Here is a 16,980-nt window from a genome sequence, read left to right as displayed (position 1 = left end):
AACCCTACGGTATTCTGAACACTGTTGACGCGAGCCGGTGTGGCGGAATGGTAGACGCGGCGCACTCAAAATGCGTTGTCGCAAGACGTGTCGGTTCGAGTCCGACCACCGGTACAAAAAAGAAAAAGACCCGAGAAGCAGTTTCTCGGGTCTTTTTCTTTGACGTCTTAGTGGTCGAGCTCGTCGGGGTCGGGCTTCTTCGGGTTGTGTCCCTCACCGACGATGTGTACGCGCATGTCGTTGGTGGTACCGGCTTTTCCGGGAGGGGACCCGGAGATCACCACGACCTTGTCGCCGATCTGGGCCATGTTCTCGCCCAGGAGCACGTCATCCACCTGCACCATCAGTTGGTCCGTGTGCTTGACCCGGTCGACCAGGAACGACTCGACTCCCCACGACAGCGCCATGCGGTTGCGGATGCCCGGCTCCGGTGTGAGGCCGACGATGGGGATGCTCGACCGAAGCCGTGTCATCCGTCGAACTGAGTCGCCCGACTCAGTGAACACCACCAGGTACTTGGCTTCGACGAAGTCGGCGACTTCGGCGGCAGCCAACGTGATTGCGCCAGCCTGTGTACGCGGCTTCGTGCCGAGCGCAGGAATGCGCTCCATACCGTGCACCTCGGTCGACTCGACGATGCGCGCCATGGTCTGAACCGTGATGATGGGGTACTCCCCCACGCTGGTCTCGCCGCTCAGCATGACCGCGTCTGCACCATCGAGGACGGCGTTCGCGACGTCGGACGTCTCCGCCCGCGTCGGGATGGGGCTGGAGATCATCGATTCGAGCATCTGCGTGGCGACGATGACCGGCTTGGCCATGCGGCGCGACAGTTCGATGGCCCGTTTCTGCACGATCGGCACGGCCTCGAGAGGCAGCTCGACGCCCAGGTCACCGCGGGCGACCATGATGCTGTCGAAGGCATCGATGATCTCTTCGAGGTTGTCGACGGCCTGCGGCTTCTCGATCTTGGCGATCACCGGGATCTTGCGACCCTCTTCGGCCATGATCTCGTGCACGCGGGTGATATCGCTCGCATCGCGGACGAACGAGAGCGCGATCAGGTCGGCGCCGAGCTTCAGGCCCCAGCGCAGGTCTGCTTCGTCCTTCTTCGACAGCGCCGGCACGTTGACCGCGACACCGGGAAGATTGATGCCCTTGTTGTTCGAGACGTTGCCGGCCACGACAACCTCGGTGGTGACGACGGTGCCGTCAGTCTCCAGCACACGGACCTTGACCTTGCCGTCGTCGATCAGGAGGAAGTCACCGGGAGAGACGTCCTGGGGCAGGCCCTTGAAGGTCGTTCCCGAGAGTTCCCGGGTACCGATGACCTCTTCGGTGGTGATCTTGAAGATGTCGCCCTGTTCGAGGTAGTACGGGCCGCCTTCGAATTTGCCGAGGCGGATCTTCGGGCCCTGCAGGTCGACCATCACGGCGACGGCCCGGCCGGAATCGGCGGCCGCCTTGCGAACGGTGGCGTAGATGGCCTCGTGCACGTCGTAGGTCCCGTGGCTGAGGTTCATGCGGCAGACGTCGACTCCGGCATCGACGATGGCCCGGAGGTTCTCATACGACGATGTCGCCGGGCCGAGCGTTGCGACGATTTTTGCGCGTCTCATATTTGAACGGTGCTCCATGATTCTGCGCAGAGAGCGCATTGGTTGGTCTGTTCTATTAGATCGCGATAGCGCGGTCTGTGGGGGAAACGGGGAATGGCAGTTCGGTGTCTCCTTCGAGATACCGGTCGACCGACGCGGCGGCGGCGCGACCTTCTGCGATCGCCCAGACGATGAGCGACTGGCCCCGCCCGGCGTCGCCTGCGACGAAGATGCCAGGGATGCTCGTCTCGTAGTCCTTGTCGCGCTCGATCGCGCCGCGACCATCGAAGACCGCGCCGACCTGTGAGGAGAGATCTGCGGACTCCGGGCCGGTGAAGCCCAGGGCGAGGAGCACGAGGTCCGCGGGAATCTCCCGCTCGGTGCCGGCCTTCGGCACCCGCCGCCCGTCGAGGTATTCGGTCTCGGCGACACGGATGGCACGAACCTCGCCGGATTCGTTGGAGAGGAACTCCACGGTGGAGGCGAGATAGACACGCTCTCCGCCCTCCTCGTGCGCACTCGAGACCTCGAAGAGGTTCGGGAACGTCGGCCACGGCTGGTTCTCTGTGCGCTCGTGCGGCGGCTGCTGGCCGATGGCCAGGTTCGTCACCGAAAGAGCCTGCTGACGGTGTGCAGTACCGATGCAGTCTGCTCCGGTGTCGCCGCCGCCCAGAACGACGACGTGCTTGCCCTCAGCCGTGATCTGGTCGGTGACAACATCGCCGGCGCCGACCTTGTTGCCCTGCACCAGGTACTCCATGGCGAAGTGAACACCATCGAGGTCGCGCCCGGGAATAGCGAGGTCGCGCGGCACGGTGGCTCCCGTGCAGACGATGACGGCGTCGTAGCGGGACCGCAGGTCTGCCCACGTGATGTCGACACCGATGTTGATTCCGGCGCGGAATCGTGTTCCCTCGGCCATCATCTGTGTCAGGCGCGACTCTAGGTGCTTCTTCTCCATCTTGAAGTCGGGGATGCCGTAGCGGAGCAGGCCGCCGATGCGGTCGTCGCGCTCGTAGACAGCGACGGTGTGGCCGGCCCGGGTCAGCTGCTGGGCTGCGGCCAGTCCTGCGGGGCCCGATCCCACGACGGCAACGGTCTTTCCTGTGAGGCGCTCGGGCGGGTGGGGTGTGACCCAGCCGTTGGCGAACGCCTGGTCGATGATCGACACCTCGACCTGTTTGATCGTGACTGCCGGCTGGTTGATTCCCAGAACGCACGAACTCTCGCAGGGTGCCGGGCACAGTCGCCCGGTGAACTCCGGGAAGTTGTTCGTGGCATGCAGGCGTTCGATCGCCTGGCGCCCTTCGCCGCGCCAGGTGAGGTCGTTCCACTCGGGAATCAGGTTTCCGAGTGGGCAGCCCTGATGACAGAACGGGATGCCGCAGTCCATGCAGCGGCCGGCCTGGCGCCGGGTCTCCGACGGGTTCGCCGGTTCATAGACCTCTTTCCAGTCCATCAGCCGAATGGGAACGGGCCGCCGCTTGGGCAGCTCACGTTCAGTGACTTTCAGGAATCCCTTGGGATCAGCCACCGGTTACCTCCAGGATTCGTTCCCAGACCACATCGCCGTCGGGGTCGAGACCCTCGTCGAGCGCGGTCTGGCGGGTTGCAAGAACGGCTGCGTAGTCGCGGGGCAGAACCTTCACGAATTCGCCCGCCGTACGGTCGAAGTCGGCCAGCAGCGCGGTCGCCACCGTCGATCCGGTTTCAGACTCGTGCTCGGTGAGAAGCGAACGCACCAGGTCTTTGTCGGTCTCGTCGAGAGGAAGGAGCTGAAGCTCCCCCGAGCCAAGCGAGTCGGTGTTCACCAGCCCCGCATCGAGCTTGTGGATGTAGGCCGTTCCACCGGACATCCCGGCGCCGAGGTTACGACCGGTCGCGCCGAGGATCAGTGCGATTCCTCCGGTCATGTATTCGAGCGCATGGTCCCCCACACCTTCGGCGACGGCCGTTGCACCGGAGTTGCGCACGAGAAAACGTTCGCCGACGATGCCCCGGATAAACATGCTTCCGCTGGTCGCGCCATACCCGATCACGTTGCCGGCGATCACGTTCTGCTCGGCCGCGAAGGTCGAGGCCCGGTTCGGGCGCACGACGATGCGGCCGCCTGAGAGCCCCTTGCCCACGTAGTCGTTCGAGTCGCCTTCGAGCCTGAGGGTGATGCCAGAGGGAAGGAAGGCTCCAAGCGACTGCCCGGCAGAGCCCAGCAGTGTGATCTGGATCGTGTCGTCCGGCAGGCCGTTCTCGCCGTGGCGAACGGTGACTTCGTGCCCGAGCATCGTGCCGACGGCACGCTCGGTATTGCGGATCGGCAGGGAGATGACCACCGGTTCACCGAAGGCGAGCGCTTCTTCGGCATCGCTGATCAGCTGAACGTCGAAGTGCTTCTCGAGTTCGTGTTCCTGCTGGCGGCGGTTGACGCGGGGCTCGTCGTCGGAGAAGACCGGGCCGACCAAGATCGGGCTCAGGTCGAGGCCGTCTGCCTTCCAGTGCTCGAGTGCTGCGTTCACGTTGAGGAGCTCGTGGTGACCGATGGCCTCTTCGAGGGTGTGGAAGCCGAGTTCCGCCAGATATTCGCGAACCTCCTGGGCGAGGAATTCGAAGAAGTTCACCACGAATTCCGGCTTGCCGGTGAACCGGGCGCGGAGTTCGGGGTTCTGCGTCGCGACGCCAACAGGGCAGGTGTCGAGGTGACAGACGCGCATCATGACACAACCGGAGACGACGAGCGGCGCGGTGGCGAAGCCGAATTCCTCCGCTCCCAGAAGCGCACCGACGATCACGTCGCGGCCTGTCTTCATCTGGCCGTCGACCTGCACCACGACACGGTCCCGCATTCCGTTGAGCATCAGCGTCTGCTGCGTCTCGGCGAGGCCGAGTTCCCACGGTGTTCCGGCGTGCTTCAGGGAGTTGAGCGGGCTCGCACCTGTTCCGCCGTCGTGGCCGGAGACCAGAACGACGTCAGCAAGTGCCTTCGTCACGCCGGCAGCGACAGCGCCGATGCCATTCTGGCTCACGAGTTTGACGTGCACCCGGGCTTCGGGGTTGGCGCGCTTCAGGTCGAAGATCAGCTGCTTGAGGTCTTCGATCGAGTAGATGTCGTGGTGGGGCGGCGGCGAGATGAGACCGACACCGGCGGTCGCGTGTCGGGTGCGCGCGATCCACGGGTACACCTTGGTCGGCGGCAGCTGGCCGCCCTCGCCGGGCTTTGCGCCCTGCGCCATCTTGATCTGGATGTCGTTGGCATGGGTGAGGTACATGCTCGTGACACCGAATCGGCCTGAGGCGACCTGCTTGATCGCGCTACGGCGCTCGGGGTCGAGCAGGCGCGCGACATCTTCGCCGCCCTCGCCGGTGTTCGATTTGGCGCCGAGCCGGTTCATGGCGATCGCGAGCGTCTCGTGCGCCTCCTGGGAGATGGAGCCGTAGCTCATCGCACCGGTGGAGAACCGCTTCACGATGGATTCGACCGACTCCACTTCATCGAGCGGAACGGGCTTTCGAACATCCGTCTTCAATTTGAAGAGACCGCGAACGGTCATCAACTGCTCGGCCTGGTCGTCGACGAGCTTCGTGTACTCGCGGAAGATGTCGTACCTGCGCGCCCGCGTCGAGTGCTGCAGCCGGAAGACGGTGTCGGGGTTGAAGAGGTGGGGCGGCCCCTCGCGGCGCCACTGGTATTCGCCGCCGACGGCCAGGGGCTCGTGCACGGTGATCGCGCCGTCTTCTGGGTAGGCCGCAGCATGCCGGTTCGCGCTCTCGGCTGCGATGACCTCGATGCCGACGCCGCCGAGCTTCGACGAGGTGCCGGTGAAGTACTTTGCGACGAATTCCTTGTCGAGACCCACGGCTTCGAAGGCCTGGGCGCCGGCGTACGACGAGACGGTAGAGATGCCCATCTTCGACATGATCTTCAGTACGCCCTTGCCGAGCGCCTTGATGACGTTCTTCACGGCTTTCTCGGGCGTGATCCCGGTGATCATTCCGGAGCGGACGAGGTTCTCGCACGTCTCCATCGCGAGGTACGGGTTGACGGCGGATGCTCCGAAGCCGATCAGCAGCGCAACATGGTGCACTTCCCGAACGTCACCGGCCTCGACGATCAGGCCGACCTTCATGCGGGTCTCGGCCCGGATCAGGTGGTGGTGCACTCCTGAAAGCATGAGGAGCGACGGAACAGGTGCGTTCTCCTTGTTTGAGTCGCGGTCGCTCAGCACGATGAACTTCGCACCGTTGGCGATGGCCTCATCGGCCTCGATGCACATTTCGGCGATGCGTTCCTGCATGGCCGAGGGGCCGTTCTCGACGCGGTACAGCCCCCGAAGGGTCGTGGTCGTCGCGCTGCCGGGACTCGGGTCAATGTGCTGGATCTTGGCGAGCTCGTCGTTGTCGATCACCGGGAAGTCGAGCACCACCTGGCCGGTGTGGCCGGGAGTCGCGTCGAGCAGGTTGCGCTCGGGGCCGAGACCGAGGCGCAGCGAGGTGACGACTTCTTCGCGGATGGAGTCCAGCGGCGGGTTGGTGACCTGGGCGAACTGCTGGGTGAAGTAGTCGAACAACAGCCGCGGCCGCTTCGACAGCACGGCGATGGGCGTGTCTGATCCCATGGCACCGAGGGGCTCTGCACCGTTCTTCGCCATCGGCGTGAGCAGGATGCGGATCTCTTCTTCGGTGAAACCGAAAGTGCGTTGGCGACGAGTGACCGAGGCCGGCGTGTGCACGATGTGTTCGCGTTCGGGAAGGTCGCGCAGGTTGATGCGCCCCTCTTCGAGCCACTCGGCCCACGGCTCGCTGGCAGCGAGGGAGTCTTTGATCTCATCGTCTTCGATGAGGCGACCGGCCTCGGTGTCGACGAGGAACATCTTGCCGGGGCGCAGGCGCCCCTTACGAACGACCTTCGACGGGTCGACGTCGAGCACGCCGATCTCGCTCGCGAGCACGACGAGGCCATCGTCGGTGACGAGGTAGCGGCCTGGGCGGAGACCGTTGCGGTCGAGAGTGGCACCGACGAGGTTGCCGTCGGTGAAGACCAGGGCGGCTGGGCCATCCCAGGGCTCCATGAGCATGGAGTGGAACTCGTAGAACGAACGACGGGCCGGGTCGAAGGAGGCGTTGTTCTCCCACGCCTCTGGCACCATCATCATGATCGCGTGCGGCAGCGATCGGCCAGCGAGAGTCAGGAGCTCGACGACCTCGTCGAACGAGGCAGAGTCGCTCGCACCGGGCGTGACGATCGGCCGAAGCGGCGCGATGTCGCCGATCAGTTCACTCTTCAGCTGCGACTGGCGCGCGCGCATCCAGTTGCGGTTGCCCTGCACCGTGTTGATCTCACCGTTGTGGGCCATCATGCGAAGCGGTTGTGCCAGAGGCCACGACGGGAAGGTGTTCGTGGAGTAGCGCGAGTGCACCAGGGCGAGCTTCGATGCGAAGCGCTCGTCAGAGAGGTCGGGGTAGAACGGCTCGAGCTGCAGCGTCGTGACCATGCCCTTGTAGGTGAGCGTGCGGGCAGACAGCGACATGAAGTAGACCTCATGCTCGTGCTCGACACGCTTACGCAGCCGGTAGGTCAGGCGGTCGAGCTGGATGCCCGAGGCCTTCTCGCCGTGAACGTCGTGGTGTTTCGCCTCGACATACAGCTGCCAGATCGCCGGCATCGCCTCGCGCGCGAGACGCCCGAGCTCCTCGGGGCGAACGGGGACCTCGCGCCAGCCGAGAACCGTGAGGCCCTCCTCGTCGGCGATCTCGGCCACGCGGGCGATGACCGTTTCGCGTTCTGCCGTGTCGAGGGGCAGGAAGGCGTTGCCGACGGCGTAGTGACCGACGTCAGGCAGCTCTACACCAGAGACCGCGCGGAGGAAGGCGTCGGGGATCTGGGTGAGGATGCCGGCGCCGTCGCCGGTACCCGCGTCGGAGCCGACGGCTCCTCGGTGCTCGAGGTTCCGCAGGGCATCCAGAGCCGTGTCGATGATGTTGTGGCCCGCGACCCCGCGCAGGGTGGCGACCATGGCCAGCCCACACGCGTCTTTCTCGTTCGCTGGATCGTAGAGTCCTACGGGCGCGGGGTGCGTGGTGAAGCGGGAAGAGGTTCTGCTCTCAACCATAGGAATCCATCCCCCCGGGTACTTACCGGGTTCTTCGTGATTGGGACGCCGGCGGCCCGAGGTGTGACAGGGGTGTGAACGATACGAGAGTATCGGATTCGGGCTTCTGATTAAGCTGTGGGTTTGGTACGCGTCGCGCTTGTGGCGCTGGGTTCGAAGTCATTCTCAGTCGGGGTGCCAGCGTCTGAATCGGCCGAATTCTCGCCTGCCGCTGCTTCGGCGGCACCGTCGCCACGAAGTTCTTCGTCTGTGTATCTCTCACTCGAGTCTACCTCAGCGCCTGCTGGCGACCATGCAATGCCCGAACTGTACGGGGTGCGCTCCAGCCCTGGGTGCCGCTTGGTCTGCACGACGATGATGACGATACCGATGAGGATCGCCAGCCACGCCGCCCAGACGTTGACCCGAACGCCGAAGAAGATCTCGCTCGGGTCGACCCGGATGGTCTCCCAGACCGAGCGACCCACGCCGTACCAGATGAGGTAGATGCCGAAGAGCTTGCCCCACTGGAGGGCCAGCTTCTTGCCGATGAAGAGCAGGAATGCCACACCGATCAGGTTCCAGATGACTTCGTACAGGAAGGTCGGCTGAAAGAGGGTTCCGGGGGCAAGGCCGACCGGGATGGCCGGATTGGGCTGCCCGTTCCACGGGAAGGTGGCGGGAATCTCGAGGCCCCACCAGCCGTCGGTCGGGTTGCCGAAGAGTTCGTGGTTGAAGTAGTTGCCGAAGCGGCCGAAGGCCTGGGCGAGCAGCAGTCCCGGCGCCAGGGCGTCAGCGAACGTCCAGAACCGAATACCGGAGATACGGCAGCCGATCAGCGCACCGACGGCGCCACCGATGAGGCCGCCGAAGATGGCGATGCCGCCGTTCCAGATGGCGAACACCTCCCACGGGTTGGCGCCGTCGTAGAAGTAGTCGCCGGGGTGGGTGAACACGTGGAAGAGTCGCGCGCCGATGATGCCGAGCGGCACGGCCCACAGGATGATGTCAAGCACGATGCCCGGCTCTGCGCCGCGCTTGGTGAGCCTGCGAGAGGTCAGGATGGTCGCCGCGACGATCCCGATGAGAATGCAGATCGCGTAGAACTTGATGTCGATCGTGACAGGCAGGTTGATGCCCAGCGTCTGGAGCCACCCCGTGATGTTCAGGGAATTGATCGTCGGGCTGGGAATGCTTTGCGGCACAAACACCTGGGTGGAAACCTTCCGTAGGGACTCGTTGCCGTCAATGGGCAATCGGCAAGCCCAATCTTATGGTGCGTCGTGTGCACCCGCGTGACACGGGTTCTGAACCTTCGAGCTCTCCCAGAGTGATGGGCGGCGTCAGGCGCGAAGCGTGACGCCGCCCATCCCAGAAGGACTTTCAGCGCGCAGTACCCCGGGCGAGGGAAGCTGCGACTCGGGCCACTCCGGCGACGCCGTCTTCGGAGAGGGCCCGGACGAGGGCCGAGCCCACGATGGCACCGTCGGCATAGGCCAGGATCTCGGCGATCTGGTCGCTCGTTGAAATCCCGATGCCGACGCATGCGCTGGTGGAACCGGCACCGCGCAGGCGGTCCACGAGTGTGCGTGCGGCCGCGTCGACGTCGCCCCTGGCACCGGTGACGCCCATGGTCGAGACCACGTAGACGAAGCCCCGACTGTTGTCGACCGCGAGCTTGAGCCGGTCATCCGTCGATGTCGGCGCAGCCAGGAACACCCGGTCAAGGCCCGTGCGGTCGCTGGTTGCAAGCCACTCGCCGGCTGCGTCAGGAGTGAGGTCGGGCGTGATGAGCCCGGCTCCCCCGGCCGAGACGAGATCGTCGGCGAAGCGGTCTACGCCGTACTGCACGACGGGGTTGTAGTACGTCATGAGCAGAATGGGAGCGTCGACCCGCGAGCGGATGGCTTCGACGGCCGTGAACGCGTCGCGCAGGCGGAAGCCGTTCTCGAGGGCGGTCTGGGTGGCCTTCTGGATGACCGGGCCATCCATCACCGGATCGGTGTACGGCAGCCCGAGCTCGAGCACATCGACGCCGTTCTCTACCAGCGCGACAGCCGCATCGATGCTCGTTTCGAGCGTGGGGAAGCCGACCGGTAGGTACCCGATCAGGGCGCCCGCGCGATCGACGCGCGTGTTCGCGATGGTCGTGGCGACGGGCGAGGCCGTCGTGGTGCTGTCGTTCATCGCTGGGTACCCTCGCCTTTGGCCAGCTCCCTGGCATCGCGATCGAGTTCGGCGACCTCTTCTGCACCACTGTCGAGTTCGCTCGAGAGGTCGGTGAGTTCGAGCTCGCTGGCGACGAGGGCGGCCTCATCGAGCACGCCGAAGTAGCGCCCGGCGGTCTCGACGTCTTTGTCTCCGCGGCCGCTCAGATTGATGAGTATCGTCGCGTCGGGGCCGAGTTCACGGCCGAGCGTCAACGCACCCGCCAGCGCGTGTGCCGATTCGATGGCCGGAATGATTCCCTCTGTCTGGCACAGCAGCCGGAAGGCCGACATGGCTTCAGCATCGGTGACGGGCAGGTAGGTGGCGCGCCCGATCGAGGCGAGCCAGGCGTGCTCGGGCCCGACCCCCGGGTAGTCGAGCCCGGCGGAGATGGAGTGCGAATCGAGGGTCTGGCCGTCGTCGTCTTGCAGCATCAGGCTGCGAGAGCCGTGCAGTACGCCGGGGCGGCCCATGGTGATCGTCGCGGCGTGGCGCAGGGTGTCGACGCCGTCTCCCGCGGCTTCGTAGCCGTAGAGCGCCACGTCGGGGTCGTCGAGGAAAGCGTGGAAGATGCCGATGGCATTCGAACCGCCACCGACACACGCGACGACGGCGTCGGGCAGCGAGCCCGTCAGAGCCAGGACCTGCTCGCGAGCCTCTTCGCCGATGATCTTGTGGAAGTCGCGCACCATGACGGGGAACGGGTGCGGGCCTGCGACCGTGCCGAGCAGATAGTGGGTGTCAGCGACGTTGGCCACCCAGTCGCGGAACGCCTCATTCAGGGCGTCTTTCAGCGTGCGGGTGCCCGTGGTGACCGGAACGACCTCAGCACCGAGCAGGCGCATACGGGCCACATTCAACGCCTGGCGCTCGGTGTCGACCTCGCCCATGTACACCACGCAACTCATACCGAACAGCGCGGCGGCCGTTGCCGTGGCAACACCGTGCTGGCCCGCGCCGGTTTCGGCGATGAGGCGGGTCTTCCCGAGTCGCTTGGCGAGCAACGCCTGGCCGAGCACGTTGTTGATCTTGTGCGAACCCGTGTGGTTCAGGTCTTCACGCTTCAGGATGATGCGGGCTCCGCCCGCATACTCGGCGAAACGCATGGCTTCGGTGATGATCGAGGGCCGGCCGGTGTAGGTGCGGTGGAGTTCGGCCAGTTCGGCGGCGAACGAGGGGTCGTTCTTCGCTTCGTCGTAGGCAGCGCTGATCTCGTCGAGCGCCGCGATGAGCGACTCCGGCATGAACCTGCCTCCGAACTCGCCGAAGAACGGCCCGTTCTCGTCACGCAGGTGGGTGGTCATGAGACTCCTAGGAATTCTTCGAGGGTACGTGCAGGGTCGCCGGTGACCAGGGCTTCGCCGACGAGCACGACGTCGGCCCCGCTCGAGCGGTAGTGGCTGACGTCGGCGGCAGTCTTCACAGCGGATTCTGCAACCCGGATGATGCCGGCCGGGATGCGGTCGGCGAGGCGGCCGAACAGGTCGCTGTCGAGTTCGAACGTCGACAGGTTGCGGGCGTTGACACCGATGAGTGATGCACCGAGGTCAAGGGCGCGTTCGACCTCGTCGGCCGAATGAGTCTCGACCAGCGCCGTCATTCCGAGTTCGTTGATGAACTCATGCAGGTGCAGCAGCGTCGACTGGTCGAGTGCGGCCACGATGAGCAGGACCAGGTCGGCACCGGCCGCACGGGCTTCGAGCACCTGGTAGTCGAGGGTCACGAAGTCCTTGCGGAGGACGGGTACCGAGACGGCCTGCCGAACGAGCTCCAGGTCTTCGAGCGAGCCCTTGAACTTGCGGCCTTCTGTCAGCACACTGATTGCACTCGCGCCGGCGGACTGGTAGGTGGAGGCCAGCGCCGCCGGGTCGGTGATCGCCGCCAGCGCGCCGCGCGACGGACTGGCGCGCTTGACTTCGGCGATGATCTTCACACGTTCGGCCGGAGCCAGGAAGGCCAGGGCATCGAGTGCCGGCTCCTGGGCGAGAGCGGCACGTTCGACCTCGTCGTAGCTGACGAGAAGTCGCCGGGCTTCCGCGTCTTCTGCGGCCCCGGCACTCAGGGAGGAGAGCACTGGAGTTAGTGCCCCCTGGCAGCGGTCTTCGCCCCGTCGACGCCGTAGCCCGCTTTGGCGAGGCCGTAGCCCACCAGAAGGCCGACGACGAGGAGCACGGCAGACGCCCAGACGAGCCAGACGATGGAGAGGAAGAAAGCGAGGGTGCCGATCGCAAACGCGACCAGCATGATCACGACCGCCGTCCACGATGCAATGGAACTGCCGTGGCCGGGCTCAGATGACTCAATGCTCATGGTGCTCCTTGAAGATGTGCGTGGGTCGGCGACCAGTCTATCGGGTGCCGAATTGCCGTGCGGGTCCGATGAGGGGCCCGGAATGTCAGTTGGTGGGGTCGACTCCGCGGCTCAGGCTGTCCCAGCTGTCGACGGCCCGGGTTCGGTCGGACTCGGCTTTCGCGTCGAGGTCGACCGGCTGGCTCGTTTCCACGGGAGCGGCCGTCGAAGGAGCGGAGTCCTGAGCTGTCTCCGGGGTGGTGCGCTCGGTGGAACGACTCCCGTCGACGGGCCCGGCCGGCTCGAGGTTCGCCTCCACCAGCGTGGCTGGGCTGGTAGAGGTTCGCCCTGTCTCGTCGGCGAACTGCACGGGCTGGTACTTGCGCCCCGACACCGGCCACCGGCGGAACGTCACGACGATCAGGATGCCCGTCACAGCCATCAGCGTACCCGCGACGGTCGCCACCCAGGGCCACGGCGTCGATCCCGTTGCCTCGGCGATGGCCAGAATGGAACTGCTCCCCGCTACGCCCGTCGCACTGGTCACAGCAGACTGCCCTGCGGGCACCGGGTCGGCCAGGGCCGCGGCGGAGGAGACCACTATCGACAGGCCGAGCACGAGTTCGAGCAGCCCGAGGATGATCCTGATGACGGGCCCGGCGATGGCGAGTGCCGCGGAGAGCGCGAGACCGGCGAGTGCCAGGGCAGAGAGGGCAGGAGCGGCTGCAGCACCCTGCACGGTGACCGTGAGAGTGTCTCCGGCTCGCCCCTGCGCCGTAAGCGTGAACCACGGTTGCGACCACGCCAGGAACACCAGGGCACTCCACGCGACCACGGCGAGGATGCTCAGGGATTTCACCCGGCGAAGCGGCGCCCCGGTCATCCGACTCTCTTCATCGCATTAGCGATCGCCACGGCGCGAAGGGGCGCCGCGGCCTTGTTCTGGGATTCGAGGAACTCAGAGGCGGGGTCGGAGTCGGCGACGAGCCCGCCACCGGCCTGCACGTGCGCCACCCCGTCGGCGATCACGGCTGTGCGGATCGCGATGGCGAGGTCCGCCCCGCCGGCGAAGTCGAAATACCCGACAACGCCGCCGTAGACCCCGCGCTGTGCCGGTTCGAGATCGTCGATGATCTGCAGTGCCCGCGGTTTCGGGGCACCGGAGAGGGTTCCGGCGGGGAAGGTCGCGCGGAACACGTCGATCGCCGTCACCTCGGGGGCGAGAACCCCCTCGACCGACGAGACGATGTGCATGATGTGGCTGAACCGCTCGATGCGCATGAACTCGGTGACCTCGACCGAGCCCGCTTCGCAGACCTTCAGCAGGTCGTTGCGCGCCAGGTCGACGAGCATCAGGTGTTCGGCCTTCTCCTTCGGGTCGGCCAGCAGCTCGCTCTCGAAAGAGAGGTCTTCGTCGACACCGCGGCCGCGCGGGCGTGAACCGGCGATCGGGTGGGTGAATGCGCGACCGTCTTCGACCTTGACCAGTGCCTCGGGGCTCGAACCGACGATGGCGTACGGCGTGCGCGCAGGAGACTCGAGGTTCAGCAGGTACATGTACGGGCTCGGGTTCAGGGTTCTGAGCACGCGGTACACCTCGATCGGTTCTGCGCTGCAGGCCAGGTCGAAGCGCTGCGAGATGACCACCTGGAAGATGTCGCCCTCGCGGATGTGCTCTTTGGCCACCTCGATCGAGTCGAGGAAATCGGTGCGGGTGGTGCGGGCATCCGGGGTCGCGGCCAGCGAGAAGTCGGCTTCTGCAAGCCAGGCCTCCGCCGGTTTCGCCAGGCGGTACTGCATCGAATCCAGCCGCGCAACGGCGTCGCGCCACAGTTCATCAGGGTCGGCACTCCTGCCGCCCGAATCGCCGGAGCCGCCCGCGATGTCGCCGTCGGCGAGCACCGTGGAGACCAGTGTCACCGTGCCGAGCAGGTGGTCGACAGCGATCAGGTCGGAGACGAACGACAGCGCCTGGCTCGGTACCGCGAAGTCGGCTGGTGGGCGGTTGGGTAGGTGTTCGATCTGGCGCACCGTCTCCCAGCCGATGAACCCCACGAGTCCTCCGGTCAGCGGCGGGTGCCCCTCGATGGCAGGTGTCTTCCACTCTTCGTAGAGCTCGGCCAGAGCCTCGAGCGGCCCGCTCGGCATACCGTGAGGGAACGCCCGGGCCGTGTTGAGCCCGGATCCCATCCACACGGCGCGGTCACCGTCGGCACTCAGCACACCGTAGCTCGACACGCCGATGAACGAGAACCGCGACCAGACGCCGCCCTGCCCCGCAGATTCGAGCAGGAAGGTGCCCGGGCGGTTGTCGCTCAGCTTGCGGTAGATGCCGATCGGTGTCTCTCCATCGGCGAAGAGTGTACGGATGACCGGGATGACCCGGTGGGTGTTCAGGAGTCGGTCGAACTCTTCGCGAGTCGTCGAGCTCGGGGTACTGGGTGCCATCACTGTTCCTGTTGGTCTGTGAGTACTCGGGGAGTGAGAACGTCGCCGTCGAAGCAGGTGCGCGTGCCGGTGTGGCAGGCCACACCGATCTGCTCGACCGTGACCAGGAGCGTATCGCCATCGCAGTCGAGCGCGGCGGCACGAACGAATTGCGCGTGCCCGGAGGTGTCGCCCTTTCGCCAGTACTCCTGCCTCGACCTCGACCAGAATGTCACCCGGCCGCTGGTGTAGGTGCGCCGCAGCGCTTCGGCGTCCATCCAGCCGAGCATGAGCACTTCAGACGTGTCGAACTGCTGGATGATCGCCGGCAGCAGGCCTTGGTCGTTGAACGTGGCCCGGCTGATCACCGAGTCGACGTCGAGCGCGAAGCTCATCGCACCACCACCCCGCTCTCTGCAAGCGCCGCTTTCACATCGGCGATGGTCAATTGTCTGTTGTGGAACACCGATGCCGCCAGCACCGCGTCGGCCCCTGCAGCGATCGCCTTGGGGAAATCGCTCGTGCGGCCCGCTCCTCCGGAGGCGATCACCGGAACCGTGCTCACCTGGCGCATCAGGGCGATGAGTTCGAGGTCGTAGCCGTCTTTGGTGCCGTCGGCGTCGATGGAGTTGACGAGGAGTTCGCCGGCGCCGAGTTCGATGGCACGCGATGCCCAGGCCAGGGCATCCAGATCGGTGTCACGGCGGCCGCCGTGGGTCGTGACGATGAAGCCCGATTCGGTGTTGCCACCACGCTTGACGTCGAGCGAGAGCACCAGGACCTGCGCGCCGAAGCGGTCGGCGATGTCGCCGAGGAGTTCGGGCCGCGCGATCGCGGCGCTGTTCACCCCGACCTTGTCGGCGCCGCTGGCCAGCAGCCGTGCGACGTCTTCGGGGCTTCGGACTCCCCCGCCGACGGTCAGCGGTATGAAGACCTGTTCGGCGGTGCGACGCACGATGTCGTACGTCGTCGCCCGCTCGTCGACGGTTGCCGTGACGTCGAGAAAGGTGATCTCGTCAGCGCCCTGCGCCGCATAGAGGGTGGCGAGCTCCACCGGGTCTCCGGCGTCACGCAGGTTCTCGAAATTGATGCCCTTCACGACGCGGCCGCCGGCGACGTCGAGGCACGGGATGACACGCACTGCGAGAGACACGGCCCGTTCCTACATTCTCACGGCGTGGATGGGGCTGACCAGGATGGCGCGGGCGCCGACCTCCCAGAGTGCGTCCATCACCAGGTTCATGTCGAGGCGGGGAACCATGGCGCGTACGGCGACCCAGTCGGGGTCGGCCAGCGGCGAGATCGTGGGCGACTCGATGCCGGGAGTCAGCGCCGCTGCCGCGTCGAGCAGCGCGCGAGGGACGTCGTAGTCCATCAGCACGTACTGGCGTGCGACCAGCACACCCTGCAGGCGTCTCTGGAGGGTTTCGGCACCGGGCTTCTGCACGCCGGAACTGATGAGCACGGCAGTGGACTCGAGGATGACCGGGCCGAAGATCTCGAGCCCTGCCTTGCGCAGGGTACTGCCGGTCGAGACGACGTCGGCCACAGCATCCGCCACCCCCAGGCGCACAGCAGACTCGACGGCGCCATCGAGCTTCACGAGAGTGGCTGTGACGTTCGACCTGGCGAGGAAGGCAGCGACAAGGCCCGGGTAACTGGTGGCCACGCGGCGGCCCTGGAGCTGGCTCAGCGAATCGAATGTCTTCGGCGGGGCGGCGAAGCGAAAGGTCGACTCGCCGAAGTTCAGTTCGGCGATCTCGGTCGCTGTCGACTCGGAGTCGAGTAGGAGGTCACGGCCGGTGATGCCGATGTCGAGCGCGCCGGAGCCGACGTAGGTCGCGATGTCGCGCGGCCGGAGGTAGAAGAACTCGACGTCGTTCTTGGGGTCCTGGGTGACGAGTTCGCGCGGGTCGCGACGGCCGTGGTAGCCCGCCTCTGCGAGCATCTGGGCGGCGGTCTCTGACAGGGAACCCTTGTTGGGCACCGCGATTTTCAACATTTCGTGTCTTTCACAATTTCGAGTCGTTCAGGTCGTTCGAGTTCAGCGGGTCGTTTCGTGCGGCGGGGACGCACGAAACCATCAGTCACAGGTGCCGGTAGATGTCGGCTGGCGAAAGGCCCTTGGCCAGCATCATGACCTGCAGATGGTAGAGCAACTGCGAGATCTCCTCGGCCGTCTCGGTGTCGCTCTGGTACTCCGCGGCCATCCACACTTCGGCTGCCTCTTCGACGATCTTCTTGCCGATGGCGTGCACGCCAGCGTCGAGTTCGCGCACGGTGCCGGAACCCTCGGGCCGCAGCGCCTGCTTCTCGCTGAGTTCACTGAACAGTTCGTCGAAGGTCTTCACGGTTCAAGGGTACCGGCATGAGCC

Annotated in this window: 14 protein-coding genes and 1 tRNA gene; 1 reads left to right on the top strand and 14 read right to left on the bottom strand. The window is 65.7% G+C overall.

The annotated features are described in order from the left end of the window. Window positions 1–33: 33 nt before the first annotated feature. Window positions 34–114: transfer RNA gene (locus tag JOE66_RS09180), tRNA-Leu, on the top strand. Between the two features lie 53 nt (window positions 115–167). Here JOE66_RS09180 and pyk read toward each other — a convergent pair. The 14 genes from pyk to JOE66_RS09110 all read right to left on the bottom strand — a co-directional run bounded on the left by pyk (window position 168) and on the right by JOE66_RS09110 (window position 16,956). Next, a complete protein-coding gene (gene pyk, locus JOE66_RS09175) occupies window positions 168–1,637 on the bottom strand; it encodes a pyruvate kinase (RefSeq protein ID WP_205108749.1) in 1,470 nt (489 codons plus the stop codon). Between the two features lie 37 nt (window positions 1,638–1,674). Then, window positions 1,675–3,132, bottom strand: coding sequence for a glutamate synthase subunit beta (locus tag JOE66_RS09170; RefSeq protein WP_205108747.1), 1,458 nt, complete (start codon window positions 3,130–3,132; stop codon window positions 1,675–1,677). Continuing rightward, the gene (gltB, locus tag JOE66_RS09165; RefSeq protein WP_205108745.1) at window positions 3,125–7,702 is read right to left on the bottom strand and encodes a glutamate synthase large subunit; all 4,578 of its coding nucleotides are present in this window, start codon (window positions 7,700–7,702) and stop codon (window positions 3,125–3,127) included. Before gltB ends, JOE66_RS09170 begins: the two co-directional genes overlap by 8 nt. Before the next feature lie 110 nt (window positions 7,703–7,812). Continuing rightward, window positions 7,813–8,892: a prolipoprotein diacylglyceryl transferase gene (lgt, locus tag JOE66_RS09160; RefSeq protein WP_372435485.1), complete on the bottom strand. Its 1,080-nt coding sequence runs from the start codon at window positions 8,890–8,892 to the stop codon at window positions 7,813–7,815. Window positions 8,893–9,064: 172 nt separating this feature from the next. Continuing rightward, window positions 9,065–9,868: a tryptophan synthase subunit alpha gene (trpA, locus tag JOE66_RS09155; protein ID WP_205108743.1), complete on the bottom strand. Its 804-nt coding sequence runs from the start codon at window positions 9,866–9,868 to the stop codon at window positions 9,065–9,067. After that, window positions 9,865–11,193, bottom strand: coding sequence for a tryptophan synthase subunit beta (trpB, locus tag JOE66_RS09150; protein ID WP_205108741.1), 1,329 nt, complete (start codon window positions 11,191–11,193; stop codon window positions 9,865–9,867). The genes trpA and trpB overlap by 4 nt, the downstream gene beginning before the upstream one ends. Further along, entirely contained in the window at window positions 11,190–11,963 is a 774-nt protein-coding gene (gene trpC / locus JOE66_RS09145; protein WP_205108739.1) for an indole-3-glycerol phosphate synthase TrpC, read from the bottom strand. The genes trpB and trpC overlap by 4 nt, the downstream gene beginning before the upstream one ends. Before the next feature lie 5 nt (window positions 11,964–11,968). After that, window positions 11,969–12,199, bottom strand: a complete 231-nt coding sequence (locus JOE66_RS09140; RefSeq protein WP_205108737.1) for a DUF6704 family protein — start codon at window positions 12,197–12,199, stop codon at window positions 11,969–11,971. An 85-nt stretch (window positions 12,200–12,284) separates the two neighbouring features. Continuing rightward, window positions 12,285–13,061: a Trp biosynthesis-associated membrane protein gene (locus tag JOE66_RS09135; protein WP_205108735.1), complete on the bottom strand. Its 777-nt coding sequence runs from the start codon at window positions 13,059–13,061 to the stop codon at window positions 12,285–12,287. Next, a complete protein-coding gene (locus tag JOE66_RS09130; protein WP_205108733.1) occupies window positions 13,058–14,626 on the bottom strand; it encodes an anthranilate synthase component I in 1,569 nt (522 codons plus the stop codon). Before JOE66_RS09130 ends, JOE66_RS09135 begins: the two co-directional genes overlap by 4 nt. Then, complete coding sequence (gene hisI / locus JOE66_RS09125; protein WP_205108731.1) at window positions 14,626–15,000, bottom strand: phosphoribosyl-AMP cyclohydrolase; 375 nt, start codon at window positions 14,998–15,000, stop codon at window positions 14,626–14,628. The genes JOE66_RS09130 and hisI overlap by 1 nt, the downstream gene beginning before the upstream one ends. Then, on the bottom strand, window positions 14,997–15,758 hold the full coding sequence (hisF, locus tag JOE66_RS09120; RefSeq protein ID WP_205108729.1) for an imidazole glycerol phosphate synthase subunit HisF: 762 nt from the start codon (window positions 15,756–15,758) through the stop codon (window positions 14,997–14,999). Before hisF ends, hisI begins: the two co-directional genes overlap by 4 nt. Before the next feature lie 9 nt (window positions 15,759–15,767). Continuing rightward, window positions 15,768–16,607, bottom strand: coding sequence for an ATP phosphoribosyltransferase (gene hisG, locus JOE66_RS09115; protein WP_205108727.1), 840 nt, complete (start codon window positions 16,605–16,607; stop codon window positions 15,768–15,770). 85 nt (window positions 16,608–16,692) lie between these two features. Continuing rightward, window positions 16,693–16,956, bottom strand: coding sequence for a phosphoribosyl-ATP diphosphatase (locus JOE66_RS09110; protein ID WP_205108726.1), 264 nt, complete (start codon window positions 16,954–16,956; stop codon window positions 16,693–16,695). Window positions 16,957–16,980: the final 24 nt, after the last annotated feature.

Origin of the sequence: Subtercola frigoramans, assembly GCF_016907385.1 — a bacterium.
Lineage (GTDB): Bacteria > Actinomycetota > Actinomycetes > Actinomycetales > Microbacteriaceae > Subtercola > Subtercola frigoramans.
The sequence above is the reverse complement of the archived record's forward strand: the minus strand, read 5'-3'. Positions and strand labels throughout refer to the sequence as shown.